The 26,375-nt window shown below is 69.9% G+C and carries 25 protein-coding genes; 5 read left to right on the plus strand and 20 right to left on the minus strand.

All coding sequences use genetic code 11. From position 1 onward, the window contains the following. Positions 1-306: 306 nt before the first annotated feature. Together FB475_RS09930 and FB475_RS09935 are read right to left on the minus strand one after the other, a co-directional pair. Positions 307-2,007 carry an FAD-dependent oxidoreductase gene (locus FB475_RS09930; RefSeq protein WP_141854640.1) on the minus strand — a complete coding sequence of 567 codons (1,701 nt, stop codon included), beginning with the start codon at positions 2,005-2,007 and terminating at the stop codon, positions 307-309. After that, positions 2,004-3,596, minus strand: coding sequence for a succinic semialdehyde dehydrogenase (locus FB475_RS09935; protein ID WP_141854642.1), 1,593 nt, complete (start codon positions 3,594-3,596; stop codon positions 2,004-2,006). The genes FB475_RS09930 and FB475_RS09935 overlap by 4 nt, the downstream gene beginning before the upstream one ends. Positions 3,597-3,689: 93 nt before the next feature. On the opposite strand from FB475_RS09935, the gene FB475_RS09940 reads away from it, so the two are divergent. Further along, complete coding sequence (locus FB475_RS09940; protein ID WP_141854644.1) at positions 3,690-5,138, plus strand: hypothetical protein; 1,449 nt, start codon at positions 3,690-3,692, stop codon at positions 5,136-5,138. A gap of 73 nt (positions 5,139-5,211) precedes the next feature. Continuing rightward, positions 5,212-5,772 (plus strand): TIGR03086 family metal-binding protein, encoded by a 561-nt coding sequence (locus FB475_RS09945; protein WP_141854646.1) that lies wholly within the window; start codon positions 5,212-5,214, stop codon positions 5,770-5,772. A gap of 26 nt (positions 5,773-5,798) precedes the next feature. On the opposite strand, the gene FB475_RS09950 is transcribed toward FB475_RS09945, so the two are convergent. The 10 genes from FB475_RS09950 to groES all read right to left on the minus strand — a co-directional run bounded on the left by FB475_RS09950 (position 5,799) and on the right by groES (position 17,090). Continuing rightward, positions 5,799-6,203, minus strand: coding sequence for a hypothetical protein (locus FB475_RS09950; RefSeq protein WP_141854648.1), 405 nt, complete (start codon positions 6,201-6,203; stop codon positions 5,799-5,801). A gap of 41 nt (positions 6,204-6,244) precedes the next feature. Beyond that, positions 6,245-6,973: an alpha/beta fold hydrolase gene (locus tag FB475_RS09955; RefSeq protein ID WP_185759171.1), complete on the minus strand. Its 729-nt coding sequence runs from the start codon at positions 6,971-6,973 to the stop codon at positions 6,245-6,247. Then, positions 6,970-8,076 (minus strand): GuaB3 family IMP dehydrogenase-related protein, encoded by a 1,107-nt coding sequence (locus FB475_RS09960; protein ID WP_141854652.1) that lies wholly within the window; start codon positions 8,074-8,076, stop codon positions 6,970-6,972. Before FB475_RS09960 ends, FB475_RS09955 begins: the two co-directional genes overlap by 4 nt. 9 nt (positions 8,077-8,085) lie before the next feature. Then, a complete protein-coding gene (locus tag FB475_RS09965) occupies positions 8,086-8,841 on the minus strand; it encodes a DUF7674 family protein (protein WP_141854654.1) in 756 nt (251 codons plus the stop codon). Beyond that, positions 8,838-10,352 (minus strand): IMP dehydrogenase, encoded by a 1,515-nt coding sequence (guaB, locus tag FB475_RS09970; RefSeq protein ID WP_141854656.1) that lies wholly within the window; start codon positions 10,350-10,352, stop codon positions 8,838-8,840. The genes FB475_RS09965 and guaB overlap by 4 nt, the downstream gene beginning before the upstream one ends. 132 nt (positions 10,353-10,484) lie before the next feature. Continuing rightward, on the minus strand, positions 10,485-12,029 hold the full coding sequence (locus FB475_RS09975) for a hypothetical protein (RefSeq protein ID WP_141854658.1): 1,545 nt from the start codon (positions 12,027-12,029) through the stop codon (positions 10,485-10,487). After that, a complete protein-coding gene (gene shbA, locus FB475_RS09980; protein ID WP_141854660.1) occupies positions 12,022-12,645 on the minus strand; it encodes an RNA polymerase sigma factor ShbA in 624 nt (207 codons plus the stop codon). Before shbA ends, FB475_RS09975 begins: the two co-directional genes overlap by 8 nt. A 125-nt stretch (positions 12,646-12,770) precedes the next feature. Then, positions 12,771-13,403, minus strand: coding sequence for a GNAT family N-acetyltransferase (locus tag FB475_RS38085; protein ID WP_272952061.1), 633 nt, complete (start codon positions 13,401-13,403; stop codon positions 12,771-12,773). A 1,648-nt stretch (positions 13,404-15,051) separates the two neighbouring features. Further along, positions 15,052-16,671 (minus strand): chaperonin GroEL, encoded by a 1,620-nt coding sequence (gene groL / locus FB475_RS09995; protein WP_141854665.1) that lies wholly within the window; start codon positions 16,669-16,671, stop codon positions 15,052-15,054. Between the two features lie 122 nt (positions 16,672-16,793). Next, the gene (gene groES, locus FB475_RS10000; RefSeq protein ID WP_133782216.1) at positions 16,794-17,090 is read right to left on the minus strand and encodes a co-chaperone GroES; all 297 of its coding nucleotides are present in this window, start codon (positions 17,088-17,090) and stop codon (positions 16,794-16,796) included. Between the two features lie 213 nt (positions 17,091-17,303). On the opposite strand from groES, the gene FB475_RS10005 reads away from it, so the two are divergent. Together FB475_RS10005 and FB475_RS10010 are read left to right on the plus strand one after the other, a co-directional pair. Beyond that, positions 17,304-17,894 (plus strand): peptidoglycan-binding domain-containing protein, encoded by a 591-nt coding sequence (locus FB475_RS10005; RefSeq protein ID WP_141854667.1) that lies wholly within the window; start codon positions 17,304-17,306, stop codon positions 17,892-17,894. 9 nt (positions 17,895-17,903) lie between these two features. Beyond that, a complete protein-coding gene (locus FB475_RS10010; RefSeq protein WP_141854669.1) occupies positions 17,904-19,073 on the plus strand; it encodes a class I SAM-dependent methyltransferase in 1,170 nt (389 codons plus the stop codon). On the opposite strand, the gene FB475_RS10015 is transcribed toward FB475_RS10010, so the two are convergent. Then, positions 19,031-19,984 (minus strand): zinc-binding dehydrogenase, encoded by a 954-nt coding sequence (locus FB475_RS10015; protein ID WP_141854672.1) that lies wholly within the window; start codon positions 19,982-19,984, stop codon positions 19,031-19,033. The two genes, FB475_RS10010 and FB475_RS10015, sit on opposite strands and share 43 nt — an antisense overlap. A 54-nt stretch (positions 19,985-20,038) precedes the next feature. Between FB475_RS10015 and FB475_RS10020 the strand changes: the two genes are divergently transcribed. Next, positions 20,039-20,815, plus strand: a complete 777-nt coding sequence (locus tag FB475_RS10020; RefSeq protein WP_141854674.1) for an AraC family transcriptional regulator — start codon at positions 20,039-20,041, stop codon at positions 20,813-20,815. A 175-nt stretch (positions 20,816-20,990) separates the two neighbouring features. On the opposite strand, the gene FB475_RS10025 is transcribed toward FB475_RS10020, so the two are convergent. From FB475_RS10025 to FB475_RS10055, 7 genes are read right to left on the minus strand one after another with little or no spacing between them, the layout of a single operon-like run. Beyond that, the gene (locus FB475_RS10025) at positions 20,991-21,716 is read right to left on the minus strand and encodes an alpha/beta fold hydrolase (protein ID WP_141854676.1); all 726 of its coding nucleotides are present in this window, start codon (positions 21,714-21,716) and stop codon (positions 20,991-20,993) included. Further along, on the minus strand, positions 21,713-22,159 hold the full coding sequence (locus FB475_RS10030) for a GNAT family N-acetyltransferase (RefSeq protein ID WP_141854678.1): 447 nt from the start codon (positions 22,157-22,159) through the stop codon (positions 21,713-21,715). The genes FB475_RS10025 and FB475_RS10030 overlap by 4 nt, the downstream gene beginning before the upstream one ends. Next, the gene (gene tsaD / locus FB475_RS10035) at positions 22,156-23,208 is read right to left on the minus strand and encodes a tRNA (adenosine(37)-N6)-threonylcarbamoyltransferase complex transferase subunit TsaD (protein WP_141854680.1); all 1,053 of its coding nucleotides are present in this window, start codon (positions 23,206-23,208) and stop codon (positions 22,156-22,158) included. The genes FB475_RS10030 and tsaD overlap by 4 nt, the downstream gene beginning before the upstream one ends. Next, complete coding sequence (locus FB475_RS10040; protein ID WP_141854682.1) at positions 23,205-23,654, minus strand: GNAT family N-acetyltransferase; 450 nt, start codon at positions 23,652-23,654, stop codon at positions 23,205-23,207. Before FB475_RS10040 ends, tsaD begins: the two co-directional genes overlap by 4 nt. After that, on the minus strand, positions 23,651-24,331 hold the full coding sequence (tsaB, locus tag FB475_RS10045; RefSeq protein WP_141854684.1) for a tRNA (adenosine(37)-N6)-threonylcarbamoyltransferase complex dimerization subunit type 1 TsaB: 681 nt from the start codon (positions 24,329-24,331) through the stop codon (positions 23,651-23,653). Before tsaB ends, FB475_RS10040 begins: the two co-directional genes overlap by 4 nt. Before the next feature lies 1 nt (position 24,332). Beyond that, entirely contained in the window at positions 24,333-25,259 is a 927-nt protein-coding gene (gene tsaE / locus FB475_RS10050) for a tRNA (adenosine(37)-N6)-threonylcarbamoyltransferase complex ATPase subunit type 1 TsaE (RefSeq protein WP_141854686.1), read from the minus strand. Continuing rightward, positions 25,256-26,374 carry an alpha/beta fold hydrolase gene (locus FB475_RS10055; protein WP_141854688.1) on the minus strand — a complete coding sequence of 373 codons (1,119 nt, stop codon included), beginning with the start codon at positions 26,372-26,374 and terminating at the stop codon, positions 25,256-25,258. The genes tsaE and FB475_RS10055 overlap by 4 nt, the downstream gene beginning before the upstream one ends. Position 26,375: the final 1 nt, after the last annotated feature.

Here is a 26,375-nt window from a genome sequence, read left to right on the forward strand (position 1 = left end):
GACCGCCACCCGATTACCAAGAGCGACTGAAGCTGATCATTACGATCAGCACGCAGAGTGGTCACAAGGCCTGAAGCTCGCGGAAATCGGAGGTAAGGTAGTGACCAAGAGCTCGGGTCGCCAGCTGTGGTTGGTGACCCGATCCCAAAACGCCGGGCGCCTCACCCCGGCTTGAGTGGGTCCCTCGGGAAACGATTTGGGCGGAAACGTTCCCGAGGGACCTGCTCCCTTTTCTGGGCAATTCACCGAAAGCCTCAGCAACCTACTGCTGAGGCTTTTTCATTTGAGTACGAATTCGCCGTTCTGTTACGACTCCGTCACAGCCCGCTTCGGAAAGATCGGCAGCCGCAACGCCCCCGGCGCATCAACCGGAACGACGGGATGCGCGGGCTTCACCGGCTGGATCCGCTGGTACGCCGAACCCACCGCGGGCCGCGGATCCACCGCGCCCTTGTTCGGCCAGAACGACAGCGCCCGCTCCGCCTGCGCGGTGATCGTCAGCGACGGGTTGACGCCGAGGTTCGCCGAGATCGTCGATCCGTCCACGATGTGCAGGCCGTCGTACCCGTAGACGCGGTGGTACGGGTCCACCACCCCGGTCGCCGCGGAGTCCCCGATCGCGCAACCACCGATGAAGTGCGCGGTCATCGGCACGTTGAACGGCTCGCCGATCGTCCCGCCCGGCGTACCGTTCATCAGTTGCGCCATCCGCCGGACGACCTGGTTCGCGACCGGGATCCAGGACGGGTTCGGGGCGCCGTGGCCCTGTTTGGACGTCAGCCGCCAGCGGCCGAACCGGTCCCGCTTGCCGTACGTGGTGATCGAGTTGTCCGCGGTCTGCATCACCAGCGCGATCACGGTCCGCTCGGACCAGTGCTTGAGGTCGTACAGCCGGCGGATGTTCTTGCGCTGCACGCCCAGCTCGCGCAACCAGGTCCGCCACCGCGGCCGGGGGCCGTCGCCGTCGGTCAGCACGGTCTGCAGCAGTGACATGACGTTGCTGCCCTTCCCGTAGCGCACCGGCTCGATGTGGGTGACGTCGTCGGGGTGGAACGACGACGTGATCGCCACGCCGCGGCTGTAGTCGACGTCGCGGTCCCGTGAGATCGCCCCGAGCAACGACTCCGAGTTCGTCCTGGTCAGGACACCGAGCCGGTCCGACAACCGCGGCAGCTTGCCCTCGTCGCGCAGCCGGTGCAGGAGTTTCGCCGTACCGAGCGCGGACGCCGCGAACACGACCTGCTCGGCCGTGAAGCGCCGGGTCACTTTCCGGTGCGTCGTCCGCCGGGTGTCGATCGCGTACCCACCGTCTGGCAGCGGCTCGACCGAGGTGACCGTGGTCAGCGAGTAGACCTCGGCGCCGGCCTTCTCTGCCAGGTAGAGGTAGTTCTTCGTGAGCGTGTTCTTCGCGTTGTGCCGGCAGCCGGTCATGCACTCGCCGCAGTCCATGCACCCGCGGCGCCGCGGCCCGGCGCCACCGAAGTACGGGTCCTCGACCTCGACACCGGGCTCGCCGAAGAACACGCCGACCGGCGTCGGGTGGAAGGTCTCCCCCACGCCCATGTCGTCCGCGACCTGCTTCATCACCTTGTCGGCCGGCGTGAAGCCCGGGTACGTCGTGACGCCGAGCATCCGCTTCGCCTGGTCGTAGTACGGCGCGAGTTCGGCCTTCCAGTCGGTGATGTGCGCCCACTGCCGATCGGTGTAGAAGGCGGGCAGCGGTTCGTACAAGGTGTTCGCGTACACCAGGCTGCCGCCGCCGACCCCCGCACCGGACAGGATGATCACGTCGCGCAGCGCGCTGATCCGCTGGATCCCGTACATCCCCAGCCGCGGCGCGAACAGGAACCGCTTGGTGTCCCACGAGTTCTTCGCGTACGACGCCTCGTCGAACCGCGCACCGGCCTCGAGGACGGCGACCCGGTACCCCTTCTCGGTCAACCGCAACGCCGACACCGATCCGCCGAACCCCGACCCGATGACGACGACGTCGTAATCGAAGGTCATGGACGGCCGATCTTCTTCAGCACCCGGAGCGCACCGGTCATCAGCTCGGCGAACCTCTCCTCGGACAGCCCGTGCGAGGCCGCGATCGGGATCAGTCGCTGGGTCGCGATCGCCTGCGGTTCGACGTACCGGCGGATACCCTCGACGCCCTGCCGCCGGCCGAGACCGGACGAGCGCATGCCGCCCATCGGGGTGTCGATCGACCCGAAGGTCGCGCCGTACCCCTCGTTGACGTTGACGGTACCGGCCATCAGCTGCGCGGCGACCGCGCGGCCGCGACGGCCGTCCCGGGTCCAGACGCTCGCGTTCAGGCCGTACTCGCCCTCGTTCGCGCGCTGGATCGCCTCGGACTCGTCGGAGAACCGGTAGATCGAGACGACCGGCCCGAACGTCTCGTTGTCGAAGCACTCCATCGCCGGAGTGACACCGGACAGCACGGTCGGCTCGTAGAACAGCGGCCCGATGTCCGGCCGCGGCTTGCCACCGGCCAGCACCGTCGCGCCCTTGGCCCGGGCATCTTCGACGTGCCGCGTCACCGTCTCGAGCTGCGCCTTCGAGATCAGCGAGCCCATGTCGACGTCCCAGCCGGTGCCCGCGCTCAGCCTCAGCTTCTTCACCCGGTCCACGAACGCCGTGACGAACGCGTCGTACACCTGGTCGGCGACGTACAGCCGTTCCATCGAGACGCACAACTGACCCGCGTTCGCGAAGCAGGCGCGGACAGCGCCTTCGGCGGCGCGGTTGATGTCGGCGTCCCGCAGTACGAGCATCGGGTTCTTGCCGCCGAGCTCGAGGCTGCAGCCGATCAGCCGCTCACCGGCCTGCTTCGCGACCAGCCGGCCCGTCTTCGTCGAACCGGTGAAGCAGATGTAGTCGGCGTTCTGGATCAGTGCGCCGCCGACGGTCGGGCCGTCGCCGTTCACCGCGAGCCAGGCCTCGCGCGGCAGGCCGGCCTCGTACAGCAGCTCGATACCGCGCAGCGCGGTCAGCGGGGTCTGGCTGTCGGGTTTGTGGACGACCGTGTTGCCGGCCAGGATCGCGGGCAGGCCGTCCGAGATCGCCATCGTCAACGGGTAGTTCCACGGCGAGATGATGCCGACGACGCCCTTCGGGACGAAGCGCTCCTCGGCACGCGTCAGTACCGGGAAGATTCCCAGCTTGCGGCGTGGCTCGAGCAGCTCGAACGCCTTGCGTCCGTAGTACCGCGCGGTCAGCGCGACGTGCGCGAGCTCCTCGAACGCCTGCTTCCGCGCCTTGCCCGACTCGCGGATGATCAGGTCGACCAGCTCGTGCCGGTGGTCGAGGACCAGGTCGTGGTAGCGCAGCAGGATCGCGGCGCGCTCCTCGAGCGGCACCCGGCGCCAGGACTGCTGGGTTTTCCGGGCGACCCGGACCGCCGCGACCACGTCGTCCGCGCTCGAGATCGGCAGGTCCGCGATCGGCTGCCCGGTGGCCGGCGCGTACGACGTCCGGGTGCCGGCCGTGGCGCGCAGCAGCCCCGACAACCGGCGGATGACCGACTGATCGGTCGCGTACGACGCGGTCGGGTCGAGCTCGGGATCCGCGGGAATCGACGTCTGCTCGCTCATACATTGAAGGCTACCTGCCGGTAATAGCGGCTGTCAGTATCAGAGAATGGTTAAGCTGATCCGCTGACAGAGGTGAAGGGGTGGAACGTACAGATGGTGGACAGCGGGGGGCTCTGGACGCCTCCTGAGGACGAGCTCGGCGAGGCGCTGCAGACCGCCCAGGTGCTGATCGAAGAGGGCCGTGCCGACGAGGCCGGGCCGTACCAGCAGCGGGTCATCGAGCTCGCCAGGGAGCGCGCCGAGGCGCGCCCGAACCACTACGAGGCCAAGCACCTGATGGCCGCGACGCAGTACGAGCTGGCCGGTTCGCTGAACGCCTCCGGCCGGCACGAGGAGGCGCTGGCCGCGCTGCACGAGGCCCAGCTCGGGTACACCGAACTGCAGGATGCCGGCGTTCTCGACGCCACCTGTTTCCTCGCCGACGTCCGCGCGCGCCGCGCGATGACCCAGGCGCACCGCGGCCACGGCGCAACCGCCGTACTCGAGATGGACGGCGCCGTGATCGCGTACGGCCAACTCGTCGGCGGTGCGGACGGGCTGAAACACCAACCGGACTTCGCGCGGGTGCTGGCGATGAACGCGTTGATCCTGCGACGGTACGGTGACCCGGCCCTCGCGGTCGCGTCCGCGGACGCCGCGACGCAGCTGTTCCTGCAGCTCGCGGACCAGATCAACGAGAGCCCGCAATCGCTGTCGTACGCCCGCTACCTGTGTACGGCGACCGCGGTGTCCGCCGACGTCCACGCCGCCGAAGGCAGGATGGACCTCGCGCTCGAAGCGGACGAGATCGGCCTGACCACGGCCGACACGCTCGCCGACTCGGACTCGGCCACCGACATGCGCACGCTGGTCGCCGCGCTGGTCCGCAAGGGCAAGCACCTGGGCAGCATCGGCCGCCTCGAGGGCGAGGCGTGCCTGCGGACCGCGTACGACACGGACGTCGAGACGGCGACCCGCGTGGTCGAGGAGCTCGACCGGGGCCTGCCGCTGACGCTGGTCGCGGCGCTGGAGAACGCCGAGATCAAGCTCGGGCCGTTCGAGCAGTACCACCGGCTGGTCGCGCTGAGCGAACCCGCGCCGGGGATGACGCTGGCGACCGTGTCCGGCCGGACCGACCCGGAGTCGGCGGCGGTCCGCGCGACTGAGCTGGCCGAACTGGTGCGGCCGTTGCTGCCGCTGGACGGCGAGACCGCGCTGACGCTCGGGCTGGAGGCGCACTACCTGTTCGCGATCTCCTCCGAACGCGAGTCGCACAAGATGCGGTTCCAGACCGCGACGTACGTACCTATCTGGGCGCAGCTGCTGCTCGACATCTCCGAGGCGTACTTCCAGGCCGGCCGGATGGAGATCGCCCTCGACCTCGGCGGCTGGTGCGCCGAGGTCGCGACCGCGCTGATCCCGTACGCCGACGGCAACGAGAAGATGAAGGACCTGGCCGGCGCCTGCTACCGGCACCACGGCAACCTGCTCGCCGCGACCGGCGATCTGGCCGCGTCGTACCACGCCCACGAGGCCGCGGAGCAACTCCAGCTCGGGCGTTGACAGCCGGTAAGGTCGCGGCCGCTTGACGGCTTGTCCGCTCCGGCGGACGCTGGCGCTGGGAGGGGGTGCGGTCATGGATGTGGTGGAGCTGCACAACCGCACGGTGACGAATTTCGCGGAGCTGGTGTCAGGGGTGGCGAGCGATCAGTGGTCGGCGCCGACACCGTGCTCGGACTGGGATGTCCGGGCACTGGTGAACCACGTCGTCGGGGAGGAACGCTGGGTCGTGCCGTTGATGGAGGGCAAGACGATCGCCGAGGTCGGCGACGCGCTCGACGGCGATCTGCTCGGGGACGACCCGGCCGGCGCGGCCTCGTCCGCGGCCCGCGAGGCGACGGCCGCGGCGTCCAGCCCGATCGACAAGGTGCATCTGTCGTACGGCGACGAGGATCCGCCCGAGTACCTGCGCCAACTCGCGGCGGACCACCTGATCCACGGGTGGGACCTGGCCGTGGCGATCGGCGTACCGCCGCGGATGGAACCGGAGCTCGTCGACGAGGTCGGGACCTGGTTCGCGCAACGCGAGGAGCTGTACCGCAGGGCCGGCATCATCGCTGAGCACATCGACGGGTACACCGAACCCGCCGACGCACTGATCGCCGCCTCCGGCCGCGACCCGCACTGGTCACCTTAAGAGTCCGCGACCCGGGCCCGGGCGCCTCAGGAGTCCTGGACCTCGGTGCGGAGCGCGCCGACGAACAGGCCGGCTTCGGCTTCGGTCATGCCGGTCTCGGAGACGACCAGGGCGGTCGCCTGATGGAGCTCGCCGGCCGCCTTGAGGGCGCGCGTGCGCTCGGCCAGGTTGGTGCCGGGCCGGCGGACCAGCGGCGTACCGGTCGTCGGTGGCACGTACCGGCCCAGGCGGATGTCGTCGACCAGCTCCCGCGACTGCTTCAGGTCGAGGCCGGTGCGCTCACGGATGAGCTTGACCGCGTGCACCGCCTTCTTCGTGGTGATCAGGAACCGCACCTGGTCCACGTCGTCCGGGGACAGCTGACCTCGCGCCGCGGCGAGGGCAACATTGTCCGTGTCCTGGCTGCTGCTCCGTCGGCTGAACCATCCCATGCCGCAATCCTTCCAGAACCTGCCAACCCGCGCGGCCCTACTCAGCCTGTGAGCAACCGCAGAACGTCGCGCCAGGCGAGCTCGCCCAGCTCCCGGTCGGCCTGCTCCGAACCGCCACGGGCCATCCGCTGCCCGCCGGCCTTCGGCTGCTCGCCCGGGAACAGTGGCCGGTGCCCGGCGGCCGCGACGGTAATCGTCCGGGTCGGCAGGTCCTCGCGGGCCTCGGCGATCTCTTCGGCGAAGTCGACCGACGGCCAGACCCGGTCGTCACCACCGGCGACCAGCAGCAGCTCGCCCGCGAACCGCTCGGCCGGGATCCGCGCGGTCTCCGCGTCCGCGCCGTACGCCCGCAGACTCTGCCGGTAGAAGTCGGTGTAGCTCGGCGGGTCGTCGTCCGGCTCCCAGGCGAGGTCGAACGGTACGTACGGCAGCGGCTGGTCCTTCCACGTCCACGCCGACGTCTGCAGTTCGTCCTCGATCCACGGCCAGACGTACGCGCTCGGCGAGATCGCGACCACCGCGTCGATCCGCGGGTCGACCGTGCCGAGCAGCAGCGCGGCCTCGGCGCCCCGGGAGACGCCGATCACCACGATCCGGTCGTTCCGCGCGGCCAGGCCGGCCAGCGGGAACGACTCGAGCGGGATCTCGCTGATCCGGCCGTCGAACCACCGCGGCGCGACCACGTCACACCCCGCGGCCTCGAGCAGCCGCGCACGCTCCAGGTCCGGCGTACCACTCGAACCGTGCAGGAGGAGGACCCCCGTGCTCAACCGACGACGACCTCGACCCGCTGGAACTCCTTGAGCTCCGTGTAGCCGGTGGTCGCCATCGCGCGCTTCAACGCGCCGACCAGGTTCATCGTGCCGTCCGGGACCCAGGACGGGCCGAACAGGATCTGCTCCATCGTGCCGGTGACGCCGACCTCGACACGCTCGCCGCGGGGCAGATCCTGGTGCCAGGCCTCGGCACCCCAGTGGAACCCGCCGCCGGGGGCGTCGCTCGCGCGGGCCAGCGGCGAACCGACCATCACCGCGTCCGCGCCGCAGGCGATCGCCTTCGCCACGTCACCGGATCGGCCGACCGAACCGTCCGCGATCACGTGCACGTACCGTCCGCCGGACTCGTCCATGTAGTCGCGCCGCGCCGCCGCCACGTCGGCCACGGCGCTGGCCATCGGCACCGCCACGCCGAGCACCTTGCGGGTGGTGTGCGCCGCGCCACCGCCGAACCCGACGAGGACGCCGGCCGCACCGGTCCGCATCAGGTGCAACGCCGCCTGGTGCGTCGCGCACCCACCGACGATCACCGGGACGTCGAGGTCGTAGATGAACTGCTTGAGGTTGAGCGGCTCCGCCTGGCCGGACACGTGCTCGGCCGACACCGTCGTACCGCGGATGACGAACAGGTCGACGCCCGCGTCCACCACGTGCTTGGCGAACTGCTTCGTCCGCTGCGGCGACAGCGCCCCGGCCACGGTGACGCCGGAGTCGCGGATCTCCTGCACCCGCTGGGAGATCAGCTCGGGCTTGATCGGCGCCGCGTAGATCTCCTGCAGCCGATGCGTTGCCTGCTTCTGATCGAGGCTGGTGATCTCCTCGAGCAGGCTGGTCGGGTCCTCGTACCGCGTCCAGAGACCTTCGAGGTTGAGCACGCCGAGACCGCCGGCCTTGCCGATCGCGATCGCGGTCGCCGGTGACATCACCGAGTCCATCGGCGCGGCCAGGATCGGCAGCTCGAACCGGTACGCGTCGATCTGCCAGGCGACCGAGACCTCCTCCGGGTCCCGCGTCCGCCGCGACGGCACGATCGCGATGTCGTCGAACGCGTACGCCTGCCGGCCCCGCTTGGCACGGCCGATTTCGATCTCGGTCATGCGCACAGGCTACCGCCTGCCACCCGGCTGTCCGGCTGGTGGATCGCTCCTGCGGTACGCCGCCCGCAGTCGCGGACCGAGCATCCGCAGGATCTCGCCGCCGCGCTCACCCGGTGCAGGCAACAGCTCCAGGAACGACACGTCGATCGCGTTGTCGACGGCCGGATTCTCGCCGTACTCCGACTCCAGGAAGTCCAGCAACGGGCCGACCTCGAGCCACCGGTCGCTCGCCGCCAGCTCGGCCGCGTCGTGCGACAGCTCCGCCAGCACCGCGTCGGCGAACCCGCCGTACCGGCGGCGCTGGGCGTGCTCGGCGACCCGGTCCGCCGCCTGCGGAACCTCCTCGCCGAGCTTGAACACGAAGTCGACAACAGACTCCAGCACTCCTGCCGCGTCGTCGAGCAGCTGATCCTCCCGGGCCTCCCACAGCTTCGGACCGAGCAGCTCCAGAACCTGCGCGGACCGGTCGGCCGGCTCCGGAAGGTACGCCACGAAGAAAGACTCGATCAGCTCGTCGACCAAGTCGTCGTGGCCGAGCTCGGACTCCAAGAACACAAGGAGCTCACGGATCTGGTCGCGCCGGTCGGCGCCGCGACGCCGGCAGTCGAGCGCAAGCTTCACGAGGAAGCCCGGCAGGTGTTCCACAGCGACCGGCGGCCCCGCCCAGTCCCCGACGTACGACCGCAAGTACTCGTCCAGCTCGGACCGAAGCCCTGGTACCGCGGCGAACATCCGCCGCACCAGGGCCTCGTCCGGCTCGGTCACCGTCCCGAGTAGTTCGGGGCCTCGACCGTCATCTGGATGTCGTGCGGGTGGGACTCCTGCAGGCCGGCAGAGGTGATCCGGACGAAGCGGCCGTTCTCCTGCAGCTCGGGGATTGTGCGGGCGCCGGTGTACCACATCGACTGGCGCAGGCCGCCGACCAGTTGGTGCGCGACGGCCGACAGCGGGCCTCGGTACGGCACCTGGCCCTCGACGCCCTCGGCGATCAGCTTCTCGTCGCTCCCGCCGTCGTGCTGGAAGTAGCGGTCCTTCGAGTACGACTTGCGCAGCCCGCCGGCCGACGACATCGCGCCGAGCGAGCCCATCCCGCGGTATGCCTTGAACTGCTTGCCGTTGATGAACACCAGGTCACCCGGCGACTCCTCACAACCGGCCAGCAGCGAGCCGAGCATGACCGTGTCCGCACCGGCGACGAGCGCCTTCGCGATGTCGCCCGAGTACTGCAGGCCGCCGTCGCCGATCACCGGGACGCCGGCCGGCTTGCAGGCCAGCGCGGCCTCGTAGATCGCGGTCACCTGCGGTACGCCGACACCGGACACGACCCGGGTCGTACAGATCGAACCGGGGCCGACGCCGACCTTCACGCCGTCCGCGCCTGCCTCGACCAGGGCCTGCGCGCCGGCCCGGGTTCCGACGTTGCCGCCGACGATGTCCACGCCACGGGTCGCCGGGTCGGCCTTGAGCTTGCGGATGATCTCGATCTGCGCCTTGGAGTGCCCGTGCGCGGTGTCCACGACGAGCACGTCGACGCCGGCCTCGACCAGCGTCATGGCCCGCTTGTACGCCTCGCCGAAGAAGCCGATCGCGGCACCGACCATCAGCCGGCCGGTCGCGTCCTTGGTGGACAACGGGAACTTGTCGCGCTTGACGAAGTCCTTCAGCGTGATCAGGCCGGTCAGCTTGCCGGCCTCGTCGACCAGCGGCAGCTTCTCCACCTTGTGCTTGCTGAGCAGCGCCATCGCGTCGTCCGCGGCGATGCCCTGCTTGCCGGTGATCAGCGGCTGCTTGGTCATCACCTCGCGCACCGGCCGGGACAGGTCGGTCTCGAAGCGCATGTCGCGGTTGGTGACGATGCCGACCAGGACACCGGCGTCGTCCACCACCGGGACGCCGGAGATCCGGTACTGACCACAGAGCGCGTCGGCCTCGCCGATGCTGGCGTCCGGGCCGATCGTGATCGGCTGCGCGATCATGCCGGACTCGGAGCGCTTGACCAGGTCGACCTGCTGGGCCTGGTCCTCGATCGAGAGGTTGCGGTGCAGGACGCCGAGACCACCCTGCCGGGCCATGGCGATCGCCATCCGGGCCTCGGTCACGGTGTCCATCGCGCTGGACACCAGCGGGATGTTCACCCAGACGTTGCGGCTGACCCGGGACCGGGTGACCGCCTCGGACGGGATGACGTCGGACTCGTTCGGCTGCAGCAGGACGTCGTCGAAGGTGAGGCCGAGGACGGCGAACTTGTCGGGAACTCCAGCGGGGGTGATGTCCATGGGGAAAACGAGCACCTTTGTACGGCGAGAACGGAGCCCCATCCTATCCGCGCCCATACCAGGCCCCGAATCCGCCGTCCACAGGCAACCGCCCGCCGCGATCTCGCGGCGGGCGGTCGGTGACCAGCTGGGTTACTTCTTCGGGTCGATCGGTGCGTTGACGATGCCGAGAATCGTGAGCAGGCTGGCGTCGTCGGTGGAGCCGTGGGTGCGGGCGATCGCCGCGTGCTTGCCCTCCGGGTACTGACCGGTCGAGTGCTTGCCCTTGGCGTAGGTCTTCCGGACCGAGCCGGTGCTGACCTCACCGCTGGAGTGCTTCCCGGCCTTCGTACTGGTCTTCGTCGTACGAGCCTTCGGCTTGCTGCCCTTGCGTCCGGACGCGCTCTTCGCTGGGGCGTCCGGCTGCACGGCTGCGGGCTTGCCGAAGTACTCCTCGGCGCTCGCGGGCACGTTCGGCTGACCGGTCGGTGTCGGCAGCACGATCTGGTTCGCGACCGAGTCGAGCACCAGGTTGACCAGGTCGTTGCCGGTGGCCGGGACCGTGGTCGCCCCATCGGCCGGCTTCTGGTCGTCGGCCGGCGTGGTCGTACCGGTGGTGTTGCCGGCGTCGCCTGCCCCGGTGGTGTTGCCGGCATCCCCTGCCCCGGTGGTGTTGCCCGCGTCGCCCGCCGGGGTGGTGGTGTCACCACTTGTCGGTGCGGTCGTGTCGCCCCCGGCCGGTACGCCGGTACCGGTGCCACCGGTGCCATCGGTCGACCCGGACGGGTCGCCGGTCGGAGCGGTCGTCGGGTTGCCCGCGCTGGGATCGGTCGACGTACCGCCGTCGCTCCCGGTGTCCGTCGTAGCCGGCGGTGTCGACGGGTCCGCCGGCGGCGGCGTCGTGGCGGTGTTCGTCGGGTCGCTGGTCGGTGTCGCCGGCGGCTCGGTGGTCGTCGTCGCCGGCGGCTCCGTCGGAGTCGTGGGCGGCGGCGTCTCGGTCGTCTTGGAATCGTCCGGCGTCGTCGTCGGCTTGCTACCGGTCGGCTCTTCGGTCGTCTTGGTGCCGGTCGGCTCCTGGGTCTGGGCCGGTTCCGTCGGGATGACGAAGTTGGTCACCACCGGCCTCTCGACATTCAGCGCCGGTGGCGTGACGACCGCCTTCTGCGCTTGCGCCGGCTCGGTGGTGCCGTCACTCGAGTCGTCCGTGCCGAGCTCGCCGGCCTTGGCCTTCTTCTCGAAGTCCTTGCCGACCTTGACGATCTTCGACCGGTCGACGACCGGCAGACCGTCCAGGTCCTCCTTCGGGAAGCTGGTCTGCGGGCGGACCGCGTCGACCATCTTCTCGATGACCTTCTCGTACGGCGACAGCGGGTCACCGTTGACCGCCGCCGCGACCCCGGACACCGACAGCGCCGCCACCGCGGCCACACCGAACGCCAGGCCACGGGTCGCGACCTTGCGGGCGAACGGGTCGGTGATCGGGTTCAGCGCGGCGCAGCGCGCCAGGAAGCTCTCCGGATCGTCGATGGACTCCACCGGGAGCTCGTCCTCGACCTCCACCGCAAGCCGCAGCTCGGCCAGCAGCGCGAGGGCCGGGTCGTGCTCGCCCGCCGCGCGGGCGGACTCCCCACCGGCGGCCAGCAGATCGAGCAGTGCGTCATCGGCCTCGATCGCGTCGAGATCGAAACGGTCAGCCATGATGCCCCTCCCCTGCTGCTCCTCGTTCCAACTGTGCTTCATGCCCCACAAACCCCCTGAGCGTGTTCAACGCCCGATGCTGTGCGACCCTCACCGCCCCCGGTGTCATCCCCAGTGCCCGGCCGGTCTCCTCGGCTGACATCCCCGCAACGACGCGCAGGCGGAGGATCTCGCGCAGCTTCTCCGGCAGTTTGTCCATCAGTCCCCAGATGTGCTGGACCTCGGACTGCCGAACCGCACGTTCCTCCGGCGTCGGTGACTCGTCCGCGCCGTCCGGTAGGTCCGGCGTCGAGACGTCGGCGACCGCGAACGCACGCTGGGCATCGGCGACCTTGCGGGCCGCGATGCCGTAGACGAAAGCCTCGAAAGGCCTCCCCTCGTCACGGTACCGGCTCAAGGCGCCGAACACCGCGACACAAACCTCTTGTGCGACGTCGTCGACCATGTCGGCGCCGCCGGGATAGGTCCACAGACGGGACCGTACGTAGCGGTGCGCCACAGCGCGCACCCTGGTGAGCAGGTCGTTGAGAGCTGTGCGGTCCCCGTCGCCGGCCAGCGCGGCAAGATCCCTGAGCTCGACCCGGTCGTGGGTGTCAGGCACTTTGACCTCTGCCACCCCTCGCCCCCTCGTGTTCCAGACCGGCCAAGCCAATCTTATGGCCTGACAGATGGTATAGAGCTCAACCTCGGTTGCCTAGTGGCAATTCGTGGTCAAGCGCATGTTTCCATCACGATCTGTAACTACTGGCGAGTCAGGTCCGCAGGTGCGGCGAACCGGATGAGCTCCGAGGCGTATTCGCCGCCCCAGTCGATCGCAGTACGTCCGGTCTCGACCCACCCGGCCCGCCGATAAAGCCGTACGGCGGCACCACCGTTGTCCACCACCTCAAGCGAAAGCTCCCGCCCCAACTCCGCAGCCATCACCACACAGTGCTCCAACAGTTGCCGCCCGATCCCCCGCCGCCCCACGCCCGGATCCACGAACAACCGCTCCACCTCAGCGCGCTCGCCAACAGCGGTCAACACCACATGCCCCACCACGCGCCGACCGTCGACAGCAACCCAACACCCAAGAGCACCCTCCGGCGTCAACCACCGCCCCGGATCCCCAGGCCAGTTGATCGGATACCCGGCCAGCTCATGCACCGAACGCAGCACCTCGACGCACACACCCAAATCCTCATCACACCGCTCCCGAATCAACACCCACCCATTCCACCAGCCCCCACCCACCACCACCACCACCGCCACCACCGCCACCACCGCCACCACCGCCACCACCACCGCCACCACCACCGCCACCACCGCCACCACCACCGCCACCACCACCGCCACCACCGCCACCACCGCCACCACCGCCACAGCAGCCCCCACCAGCCCCCACCCGCCAACACCGCCAACACCAGCAGCCACCGGCTACCGGCCACCGGCCCCCGGGCGGAACAGAGCACAGACCTCCGGAGGCCCGGAGCGCAGAGCCGAGCTGGGACCCGGGACGGGCGGGGGCAGCGCCAATGTTGGAACTACAACCGCGTGGCGGAGAGCCGGCCTGAGACCCCGCGACCCGGCGCGAGGAGCCTGGGCCACAACCCGATACAGGCGATGGCTTCTGGAGACAGGTAATTGCCTATCCCCAGACACCATTACCTGTCTCCCGACCCCGCCGAGGCAGTGCAACCCGCCGCACCTGAACCCAGCGGAACAAACCGCCGTACCTGAGCCCGGCGGAACAAACCGCCGTACCTGAGCCCGGCGGGACGAACCGCCGCACCTGAGCCCGGTAGCACGAACCACCGCACGCGCACGCGACGGCACGAGCCCCCACACCGGATCGGCACGTGCGGACCGCCGTACCTCGGCGTGGCAGGGCCGACCGAACGCGCGGCTGAACGGCCGGATCCGAGCGGTGCGGCTGGACCGTCGTAGCCGCACCCGACGGGCGGACCACCAAACCCGACCGGCTCACGTGAACCCCGAACCCGACCGGCTCACGCGAACCCCCGAACCCGACCCGCACGTGCGGACCGACGGACCTAGGCGTGGCGGGCGGACCCAAGAATCCCGAACGCGCGGCCGAACCGCTGGACCCGACCGGTGTGGGTGGACCGTCGTACTGACTGACTTCACCGAGGTGAACAAGCGGTGCCTCGTCATGCCCCGACGCCGTGCTTGCCACCTTCACGTCCTGGTGGAGGCCGGGGTGGGAACCGGAGATAGGCAATGGGGTCTGGAGACAGGCAATTACCTATCCCCAGACACCATCGCCTGTCTCCCGACCCGCCGAGACAGCGCAAATCGCCGTACCTGAGCCGCGCAAACCCACGCACTGAGCCCGGTGGCACAAAGGCAACCCCGTGCTCCAGCGCGTGTGCCCCCTCCGATCCGCGGTCTGTCGCCGCGGCCGGTACGACGGTCCGCACGCGCGGCGTTTGTGTCGGACGTCGCGCCTGCGGCGTTTGGGTCCGGCGGCCCGCCCCGCCGCGTGCGGGGTACGGCGGTCCACGCGTGCTGCTCGGTCGAGGGTTTGGGCCGGGGTGCATCACCGGACCTCAGGCGTGGAAGTTGGCGCATCGCCGTACCCGAGCCACGCGGGTGGACCGTCGTACTGGGGACGGCGGGTGGACCGTCGTACCCGGGTGGCGCGGTGGGGCGGCGTGCCTGCGGGCGGCGGGAGGAGCGTCGTACGTGCGCGGCGCGGTGAGCCGCGGTGCCTGGGGTGGCGGGAGGGGTTGTACCCGACCGGCGCGGTGAGCCGGCGCGGTGGGGCGGCGTGCGTGCGGGTGGCGGGAGGAGTGTCGTACGTGCGCGGCGCGGTGGGCCGGCGTGGCTGGGGTGGCGGGAGGGGCGTCGTATCCGGCCGGCGCGGTGAGCCGGCGTGGTGGGGTCGCGGGTCAGGCGTCGTAGCTGGGCGGCGCGGTGGGCGCAGGCGTGGGGTGGTGGGTGGGTTGTCCTGGACAGCAGAGCACCGCCCGGCAGCGGGGCTGCCGGGCGGTGCTTGTGCTGTGGAACTGCTGCCTGAGGGTCAGTGACCGTGGCCGTGGCCGTGGCCGGCGGCGGCGGGTTCCTCTTCCTCGGGCTTGTCGACCACCAGGGTCTCGGTGGTCAGCAGGAGCGCGGCGATCGAGCCGGCGTTGGCGAGCGCGGACCGGGTCACCTTGACCGGGTCCAGTACGCCGCTGCCGAGCAGGTCGCCGTACTCACCGGTGGCCGCGTTGAAGCCGTTGCCGGACTCCAGCTCCGCGACCTTGGCAACCACGACGTAGCCCTCGTAGCCACCGTTCTCGGCGATCCAGCGCAGCGGCTCGACGACTGCCTTGCGGACGATCTTGACGCCGGAGAGCTCGTCGCCCTCCAGGTCCAGGCCGTTGTCCAGCACCGCGGCCGCGTGCACCAGGGCGGAGCCGCCACCGGCGACGATGCCCTCCTCGATCGCGGCCCGGGTCGCGGACACCGCGTCCTCGATCCGGTGCTTCTTCTCCTTCAGCTCGACCTCGGTGGCCGCGCCGACCTTGATCACGCAGACGCCACCGGCCAGCTTGGCCAGCCGCTCCTGCAGCTTCTCGCGGTCCCAGTCGGAGTCGGTGCGCTCGATCTCGGCCTTGATCTGGTTGACCCGGCCCTCGATGTCCTCGGCCTTGCCGGAACCCTCGACGACGGTCGTGTTGTCCTTGGAGACGACGATCCGGCGGGCCGAACCGAGCACCTCGAGGCCGACCTGGTCGAGCTTCAGCCCGACCTCGGGAGCGACGACCTGCGCGCCGGTGAGCGCGGCCAGGTCCTCCAGCATCGCCTTGCGGCGGTCACCGAAGCCCGGCGCCTTGACGGCGACCGAGGTGAAGTTGCCGCGGATCTTGTTGACCACCAGGGTCGACAGCGCCTCGGCCTCGACGTCCTCGGCGATGATCAGCAGCGTCTTGCCGGACTGCACGACCTTCTCCAGCAGCGGCAGCAGGTCCGCGATCGCGGAGATCTTGCCCTGGTGGATCAGGATGTACGGGTCCTCCAGCACCGCTTCGCCGGCCTCGGCGTCGGTGATGAAGTACGGCGAGATGTAGCCCTTGTCGAACTGCATGCCCTCGGTGAACTCGAGCTCGGTACCGAAGGTGTTCGACTCCTCGACGGTGATCACACCGTCCTTGCCGACCTTGTCGAACGCGTCCGCGATCAGCGCGCCGATCTCGGCGTCGCGGGCGGAGATGGTCGCGACGTGGGCCATGTCGCCCTTGTCGTCGACCGGCTTCGCGGTGTCCACCAGCTTGGCCGAGACCGCCTCGACGGCCGCCTCGATACCGCGCTTGAGGCCCATCGGGTTGGCGCCGGCGGCGACCGCCCGCAGGCCCTCGTGCACCAGTGCCTGCGCCAGCACCGTCGCGGTGGTGGTGCCGTCACCGGCGATGTCGTTGGTCTTGGTGGCGACCTCCTTGGTCAGCTGCGCACCAAGGTTCTCGAACGGGTCGTCCAGCTCGACCTCACGGGCGACGGTCACACCGTCGTTGGTGATGGTCGGGGCGCCCCACTTCTTGTCCAGGACGACGTAGCGGCCCTTCGGGCCCAGCGTCACCTTCACCGTGTTCGCGAGCTTGTCGACGCCACGCTCCAGCGCGCGCCGCGCGTTCTCGTCGAACTCGAGGATCTTCGGCATGAAGAAAACCAGTCCTTTTCTGAATATCTCTGGTTGCAGGCACCGGCCCCGCTGCCCCGGACCCACTCCGCCCCGGCGCCAGAGGCCCCGGGGCGGTGTCAGTCAGGAACAGCGGGCGGACGTCACTTGCTGACGACTGCGAGGATGTCGCGGGCGCCCAGGATCAGGTAGTCCTGGCCGTCGTACTTGACCTCGGTGCCGCCGTACTTGGAGTAGATGACCTTGTCGCCGACGCTGACGTCCAGCGGGACGCGGTTGCCGTTGTCGTCGATCCGGCCGGGGCCGACGGCGAGGATCTCGCCCTCCTGCGGCTTCTCCTTGGCGGTGTCCGGGATCACCAGGCCGGACTTCGTGGTCTGCTCGGCTTCGAGCGGCGCGACGAGGACACGGTCCTCGAGCGGCTTGATCGTGACCGACACTTGCTGACCTCCACGGTCGATTTCGCTTGTCTGTGGCATGTGGTCGCGCTCCCCTGCCGTCGCGGGGGTCAGAGGCCGGACCGCTGGCACCCTCCCACGGAGAGTGCCAACACCGAATCTAGGCCGCGATTAGCACTCGGTCAACTCGAGTGCCAAACGAATCTCGGTTGCGGCGCACTGGCCGCCGGAACCAGGTGAGTACACAATGTGGTTATGCGGCTACCCAAGCTGTCCGGCAAGACCCTCGCCGTGCTGGCGGCGGTCGGCGCCGTCGCTGTCGGAGGCGTCGCAGCCAACGCCTCGAAGCACGACTCCCCGGCCGCTTCTGCAGCGCCGACGCCGGCCAAGCCTCAGACGGACCAGCCTCGGACGGACCAGCCGGTCTCGCACGTCGCGACGGCGGCCGAGTTGCAGGCCGCAGCCGCGCTGCCGCAGTGCAGATCCGCGAGGCTCGTCCCGGTCAACCGCAGCTGGGGCATCCCGATGCCGTCGCTGCTCGGCAGCACCAGCACCACATGCAATCTCAAGTACGGCGACAACCCGTACCGCGGCTCCGACCGGACGGGTGATCCGGAGACCGCGATCTTGGTACTGCAGCGCAATCTGAACTTCTGCTACGGCAGCAAGCTCTCCGTCGACGGTATCTACGGCAGCAAGACCCGCGCAGCGATCAAGGCCGTCCAGAGCAGGCACCACCTGGTGGTGGACGGCATCTACGGCCCGAAGACCCGCTCCGCGATGAACTGGCGCCTGTACTCGATGGCGACCCGCAGCTGGAGCAGGGGCTGTTCCAGCCCGCTCTAAAGTTGCTGGGTGACTGTCACCGCTTTGCTGGACAGACCGGGCGCCGAGGTGCTGGCTGCTGCCTGCGCCGAGTTCCGCCCCGGCAGCGAGCTCCAATTGGTGGAGAAGCTCAGACGCCGGTACGACGCAACGCTTGTCACGGCTGCAGTCACGCAAGCCGCGTTGCGCCACCGCGCCGTAGCCAAGTTCGGCCCGGACGCGGAGCGCATGTACTTCACCCCCGACGGCCTGGAGCAAGCCACCCGCACCACGGTCGCCACGCACCGCGCGACCCGCCTCGCGACGACCATGCCGGGCGCCACGATGGTCGACCTGGGCTGCGGCATCGGCGGCGACCTCATCACGGCGGCCCGCGCCGGACTACGGGTCACTGGCGTAGAACGCGATCCGGAGACAGCAGCCACCGCCCGCGCCAACCTGTCCGTACTCGGGCTGCCGGGTGACGTACTGGTTGGCGACGCCGAGTCCACCGACCTCACGCCGTACGACGTGGTGTTCGCAGACCCTGCCCGTCGCGCAGACGGGCGGCGTGTGTTCGACCACAACGCCTACTCGCCACCCTGGTCGTTCGTGACCGCTCTGCTCGAACGGACGGCCTGCGTGAAGGTCGCGCCCGGCATCCCGCACGACGCGATCCCGGAGAGCGTGGAAGCGGAGTGGATCAGCGACGCCGGTGAGGTCAAGGAGGCCGCGCTCTGGTCCGGGCAGCTGTCCACGGGCATCTCCCGCCGAGCCACACTGCTGCCGGGCGGAGCCACGGTCACGGATGCGCCGGACGTCGACAGCGGTCCGGTGGGCCAGTACATCTACGAGCCGGACGGTGCTGTTGTCAGGGCCGGTCTGGTCACCGCAGTCGCCGCGGTGGTCGACGGTTGGCTGCTGGATCCGCGCATTGCCTATGTGACGGCCGCGAAGTACGTCCCGACCCCACTTGCCTCGTCGTACGAGGTGCTGGAAGAGCTGCCCTACAAGGAGAAAGCCTTGCGCGCCTGGGTGCGTCAGCAGGGCATCGGGACGTTGGAGATCAAGAAGCGCGGTGTGGACCTCGACCCCGCCCAGCTGCGCAAGAAGCTCGCACCCAAAGGATCAGCGCAAGCGACCTTGATCGTCACACGCATCGGCCGGGACGCGGTCGCCTACTCCTGCCGCAGGGTGACGACCACCTTGCCGGTCGCCTGATCGTCCTCCATGTACCGGTGCGCCGCGGCGATCTCGTCCAGCTTGAACACCTGGTCCACGTTCGGCCGGTAGACGCCCGCCTGGACCTCGTCGACGATCCGCTGCAGCACGTCCGCGCGACCGCGCATCGTCTCGCTGTGGAAGGCGGTCAGCCGGGTACCACTCGGGATCATCGCGATCGGCTCGAACGCCTCGATCAGCCAGCCGCTGAGCGATCCCGCGACACAGACCGTGCCACCTGGTCGTACGACCTGCAGCGAGTCCACCGCCGTCCGCGCACCGACCAGATCGAGGACGTAGTCCGGTCCGTCGGGCCAGACGTCCAGCACCGATCCGTCGACCAGCACGTGATCGGCGGTGAGCGCGGCGGCCTTCCGCGCCTGCCGCGTGGTGACCGCCGTCTGCACGCCGTGCCCGGCGGCGATCGCGGCCGCAGCCATGCCGACCGAGGACGTACCGCCGCGGATCAGCAACCGGCCACCACGCTCGATCGCCAACGCGTCCAGCGAGCCCTGCGCGGTCAGATAGGTCTCCGGCAACGCCGCCAGCACCTCCCACGGCAAGGTCGAGGTGATCGGCATCAACGTTGCGTTGGGCAACAACGCGAACTCGGCGTAGCCGCCGTCGTACGCCCGGCCCATCTCGCCCATCACCGCCGCGACCGTGGTCCCCTCGGGGACGGCCGGATTCGTCGAGATCTCGACCACGCCGACGCACTCGATCCCGAGGACCCGCGGAAACACCACCGACGGCGAATGGCCCTGCCTGGTCCGCAGCTCCGACCGGTTGAGCCCGGCCGCGTACACCCGGACCAGACTCCAGCCGTCTCGCACCGCCGGCACCGGCAGCTCCCGAATCTCCAGCACCTCCGGGCCACCGGCCCGTACACACACCGCCGCACGCATCGTCATGCGTCCACTGTCGCCGCAGGACACCGTGGCCGACCACCGATAGAATGCCAAACTATGCCCGTTGGCCGCCAACCGGTCCGATCGGAGCTGTTCCCGTCCGCGGGCGCCCACCAGTGGGAGTCCGGCGGCATCAGCCCGGTGCACACCCACGACGAAGGACATCTCGTGTACGCCGCCCGCGGCGTCCTGTCGGTCCACACGGATCGGCGTACGTCGATCGTCCCGGCCAACCGCGTCGCCTGGACCCCGGCCGGTACCACCCACCATCACCGCGCGCACGGCGAGACGGACATGCGCATCGTCTTCCTGCCGACAGCACTGGCCCGTCGACTCCCCGATCGCCCAGCGGTCTTCCTGGCCTCAGGCCTCGCCCGCGAGGTCCTCCTCGCACTGACCAGCCGCGAGCTCGAAAGCACGGCCCGCGCTCGACTGCACCGGGTCCTCGCCGACGAGCTCGACGAAGCGACCGAGCAACCGTTGCAACTCCCCGAACCGCAGGACGACCGCCTTCGCGCGATCGCCCAGCACCTGCACGAGAACCCCGCCGACAACACGCCACTCGCGGACCTCGGCCGCCAGGTGGGAGCCGGCGCCCGCACGCTCAGCCGGCTGCTCCGCAACGAGCTCGGCATGACGTACTACGAATGGCGCACGCAGCTGCGCATCTACCACGCGCTCGTCCTGCTCGCCGACGGCCACGACACGACGTACGTCGCGCACGCGTGCGGCTGGGCGAACCCGAGCGGCTTCATCGCCGCCTTCGCCGCGATCGTCGGCACCACGCCCGGCCGGCATCGCGGACTTGCGCTCGACCAACATTCGAACATATGATCGATCTCGCGAGCGGGTCTCCGGGTGACTTGCCGACGAGCGAGGTGCTGCGCTCGTTGCCGCGCTCCCCGGAGGCCCGCCACTAATCCTTCATCGTGCGTTCACCTGCGGCGGCCAGGCTGGGAGCAGAACCGGTTGGCCGCTGACCGTTCGCCTGGGGAGCAAGCGGTGCGCGTCACCCCCAGGCCTTTGCCCGGACCCGTCTCTTCACCGGCAGCCGGAACCGCGCCGCCGCGATCCCGGCGACCGCCGACACGATCTCGACCCCCACGCGCGAACGGGTCACCGGCAAGTGCACGTCACCACCACCGGCCGGATCGCCCCGGACGAACTCGGCGACCAGGCGGTTCCAGTCCCTCGGCCGCTTCAGCATCGCGTGACCTTCGCCGGCGAGCGCGTACGTCGTCACCGCGACCCCGGCTGCCCGCAGCCGCCGTGCGTACACCGTCGTCGCCGCCGGATCGGTCATCGTGTCGTCGGTGCCGTGCACGAAGGTGACCGGCGGACGGAGCGCGACGAGCGGCTCACCCGGCGGCAGCCACGGCGCGAGCGCGAGAACGCCCGCCACCCGCGGATGGTCGCCGGCCGCGACCACGGCGCGCCCGCCCATCGAATGCCCGATCAGCAGCACCCGCTCGTAGCGCAACTCGTCCAGCACCGCACGCAGATCGATGGCCGGATCACCCTCGGCGTTCCAACCTCGGAAGCGATAGCGGGCGAACCCGATCGCCGCACCTGGTGCGGCTTTCCGCGCGACCGCGGCGAACGGCCACATCCGCAGCAACGCGGGCCGCCACAGATGCGGCGGCGCTTGCGAGTACTCCTCGCCGCCGTGGGCGAGCAGCACCAAGGTGCCGGCCCCCGCCGGATCGCGGACGAGGTCGACACCTGGCGGCCTCACGGCTGTGCGTACAGCTCGGCCGCTTCCTTGCGGATCGCCATCATCCGGCCCGGCGGCGTCTCGGTGAAACCGTACGAACGGTAGAGCTCGTGCGCGTCCGCCGTCGCCAGCAGCACCTGCCGCAGACCCTTCAGGTCCGGGTGTTCGAGCAGCGTCGACACGACGAACCGGCCGAGGCCGTGCCCGCGGTGCGACTCCACCACGAACACGTCCGCCAGCCACGCGAACGTGGCCCGGTCCGTCACCATCCGCGCGTACGCGACCATCGCACCGTCCGCGCCGTACACCCCGAGGTTCAGCGAACCGGCGATCGCCCGCTCGACGACGTCCCGCGGGATGCCGGTAGCCCAGTACGACGTACTCAGGAAGCCCTGCACGACCGCCGCATCGATCCGCTCAGCGTCGTCGTCCGCCTCGAAGCCGTCCGGCCCGGTCCATTTCATGTGTTCAGTACCTCCGTGATCGGCATCGAGGAGTCGGCGGGGAGATCCAGTGGCGACGGAGTACGGCCGGCGCGGACGAGTTCCGAACCCAGTGCGGCGACCATCGCGCCGTTGTCCGTACAGAGTCCGGGCCGCGGCACCCGCACCGCGATCCCGGCCGCGTTCGCCCGCTCCTCGGCCATCGCCCGGAGCCGGGAGTTCGCCGCGACGCCGCCGCCGATCAGCAGATGCTCGAACCCGCGATCCTTGCACGCGTCGATCGCCTTGCGGGTCAGTACGTCGCAGACCGCCTCCTGGAACGCGGCCGCGACATGGTTCACCGGCACGTCCTCCCCGTCGCGGCGACGAGCTTCGACCCAGCGCGCGACAGCGGTCTTCAGCCCGGAGAACGAGAAGTCGAACCGGTGCCGCTCGAGGTCCCGCTGCGAGGTCAGCCCCCGCGGGAACGTGACGTACAACCGGTCGCCGCCGTCACGGGCCGCCTTGTCGATCCACGGACCACCCGGGAACGGCAGCCCGAGCACCCGCGCGACCTTGTCGAACGCCTCGCCCGCCGCGTCGTCGATCGTGCTTCCCATCGGTACGACGCCCTCGGTGATGTCCTCGACCGCGAGCAGCGAGGAGTGCCCGCCCGACACCAGCATCGCGACACAACCCTTCGGCAGGTCACCGTGCTCCAAGGTGTCGACAGCGACGTGCGCGGCGAGGTGGTTCACGCCGTAGATCGGCTTGTCCAGCGACAGCGCGAGGCCCTTCGCCGCCGCGACGCCGACGAGCAGTGCTCCGGCCAGACCGGGACCGCTCGTGACCGCGACGGCGTCCACGTCGGCCGGCTTGATCCCGGCCGTCTCGCAGGCGCGGCGGATCGTCGGCACCATCGCCTCGAGATGCGCCCGGCTCGCCACCTCGGGAACCACGCCACCGAACCGCGCGTGCTCCTCGACACTGGACGCGATCGCGTCCGCGAGCAACGTCTGCCCGCGCACGATCCCCACCCCGGTCTCGTCACACGAGGTCTCGATCCCGAGGATCAGAGGCTCTTCTTTCACGCTTCCTCCCGCCACCGCATGATCACCGCATCCTCGCCACCGGCGTAGTACCCGCGCCGCCGGCTGATCTCCTCGAATCCGAATCCCCGGTAGAGGCCGATCGCCGACTCGTTGCTTGCAGCAACTTCCAGCAGGACAGTCCGTCCCGCACAACGTTCCAGGGCGATCGTCAACAGCTGCCCACCGATGCCCGTCCGGCGCTCGGCCGGCGCCACGGCGATCCGCAGTACCTCGACCACATCGAGCTCGACGGGTGGCAGCAGCAGTACGACGTACCCGACGACGGCGCCCTCGTCCGCGACCAGCACCACCCGATCCTCGGACAACCGCTCGAACTCGTTCACCCAAGCAATGGAGCTCCACGCTTCACGCCCGAAGCACACCGCATCGAGCGCGACCAGCGCAGCCAGATCGTCAGCGACAGCAGCCCGGATCGCAGGTCTCACAGCACGCTCTTCGGGCCGCTGGACATCGTCACGTCCGGACGGCGTAGATACATCGGCTCCGGCGCCACGACCTCCAGCGTCCGAGTCGCCACGCCGGTCGCCAGGACCTCCGCCGACGGGTACTCGGCCACACCGACCTCGTCGCCGGCGGCGACCGCTGATTCGACGCCGAGCGTCTCGCCGTACAGCACCGCACCGCGGCCGATCACCGGCAACCCGGAGAGCACGTGCGCGACCTCGGCCGGCTTGTCCACCGCGGGACCTTCCAGGCGGCGACGGCTGCCGTCGGCGGCGGGTCCGTCGTACAGCGCCCAGTAGATCTCCTTGCGCCGCGCGTCGGTGGCGACCGCGACCGGCAGCGTCAGGGTCGACTGCCGCGCGAGGATGTCGAGGCTGCACACCCCGGCGACCTCGATCCCGAGAACTTCGCCCATCGTCCGCGCGGTCACCAGCCCGACCCGCAGCCCGGTGAACGGCCCCGGCCCGACGCCGACCGCGATCCCGGTCAGGTCGCGCGGCGTCACGCCCGCGCTCTCCAGCGCCGCCGCGATCGCCGGCGCGAGCAGCTCACCGTGCCGCAGCGCATCCACGGTTGTCGACGAGGCGACGATCTCCCCGGTCGGTGTCGCCAGCGCGACGGTGACGGCAGCACTCGAGGTGTCGAAGGCAAGCAACATGTCAGTTCTTCTCCAGGGCCGAAACGCGTACGCCGGAGGCCGCCCAGCGGGGGCCGACCGGGGTGATCCGCAGTGAACGCGTCTCGTCGGTGTCGTCGTCGCCGCGCGTGACCACGATGTCGAGCCGGTCCGGCGCGAGCCCCTCGGCCAGCCCGTGACCCCACTCGACGACGGTCACCGCGTCCTCCAGGCTCGCGTCCAGGTCGAGGTCGTCCAGCTCGGCGAACCCGCCGACCCGGTACGCGTCCACATGCACCAGCGCGGGCCCACCGACCAGTGAGGGATGCACGCGCGAGATCACGAACGTCGGCGACGTGATCGCGCCACGGACCTTCAGCCCGGCGCCGAGCCCCTGCGTGAACGTGGTCTTGCCGGCACCGAGATCGCCGGACAGTACGAGTACGTCGCCCGCGCGCAGCTGGCCCGCGAGCTCCTCACCGATCGCCTGCATGTCGTCCGCGGTCGGCACCGTCAGCTCGATCGGGAGCGCCTTCGCGTAGATCAGGTTGTGCGCCTGACGGTCGACCACGGAGTACCCGCGGCGCCGCCAGAACTCCACGGTGTCCGGCAGCTCGACCCGCGCGATCAGGTTCACCCGGTTGAACCCACGCCGTACCGCGACCTCCTCGGCGCAGCCGACCATCGCGGACGCGACACCGCGGGCCTGGTACCGCGGGTCGACCGAGACACGACGCAGGTGCAGTACGTCGCCGTCCTGCTCGAACAGCATTGCCCCGAGCGGTACGCCGTCGCTGAGCACCAGCAGCCCGCCGTGCTCGGCGATCGCCGCACCGACCGTTGCGGCGTTCTCGGACAGCTGGGTCGACGGCGGGTCGAGCGCGCGCCGCGCGGAGAAGGCGTGATGGATCACGTTGACGATGTCGTCGACGTGTTCCTGCGTGGCGTCGACGACGTGCAGGTCGGTCATTGGGGTCCTAGAGATTGTTCGGCTCGCTCGATCATCCCAAGGAGGGCGGCGGTGAACTCACGGTGGTGCTCGATCAGGCCGAGGTGGCCGCAGTTCTTCACTTCGACCAGCTCGGCGCCCGGGACCCGGCGGACGATCTCCTCGGCGTGGTCGAACGGGGTGAGCGCGTCCTTGTCGCCGCCGATCACCACGCACTCCACCTTCTGCAACGGCTCGAGGGCCGCGTACTTGTCGTGCAGCGCGAAGATCGGGTAGAAGTCCGCGATCACCTCGATCGGCGTCGCCGCGATCATCTCGTTGACGAACTCGGTGAACGCCGGCGGCACCTCGGAACCGAACGAGTACTTCCGGGTCAGCAGGTAGCTGAGGTCGGTCCCGGCCTTCCGGCTGCGTTCGACCACGTCCGGGATCCGCGCCAGTGCCGCGACCGTCGGCGTCGCCAGCGCCCGTGCCAGCATCCCGAGCCGGCCCGGGAACACGATCGGTACGTTGTCCAGCCCGCCCGCGCTCGTCGAGCACAGCCCGACGCCGATCACCCGGTCGCCGAACAGCTCCGGGTGCTGTTCGGCCAGCGCCATGATCGTCATGCCGCCCATCGAGTGCCCGATCAGGATCACCGGTCCGGTCGGCGCGAACCGCTCGAGGATGCCGTACAGGTCCTTGCCGAGCTGGTCGATGCTGACGTTCTCCTTCGGCGACCGGCCGGACCGCCCGTGCGAGCGGTGGTCGTAGAACACCATCTTGCCGATGCCGGCCAGGTCGCGGCGTTCGAAGTGCCAGAGGTCCAGGTTCAGCCCGTACCCGTGCGTGAAGATCAGGGTCAGGTCCTCGGGCGGCACAGGCAGTTTCCGGCCGAGTCGCCGCTTCGGTGGCGGTGCCGGGCGGCGGGACCGCTTCAGCTCGTCGACCTCGACGTACAACTCGACGCCGTCGTCGGCGGTGAAGATGTACGGCGTACCGCGCTCGGAACCGAACGGCTCCGCCTCGAGCTGCTTGCGCTGCCCCGAGCGCCGGCCGATGACCGTCCGCTCGACCGCCACACCGGCCGCCGCTCCCGCGGCCAGCACTCCGACCGCGGCCCCGATCAGACCAGCAGTCCGTCCTGCTTTGGACATG

The organism is Kribbella jejuensis (assembly GCF_006715085.1).
GTDB classification, from domain to species: Bacteria; Actinomycetota; Actinomycetes; order Propionibacteriales; family Kribbellaceae; genus Kribbella; species Kribbella jejuensis.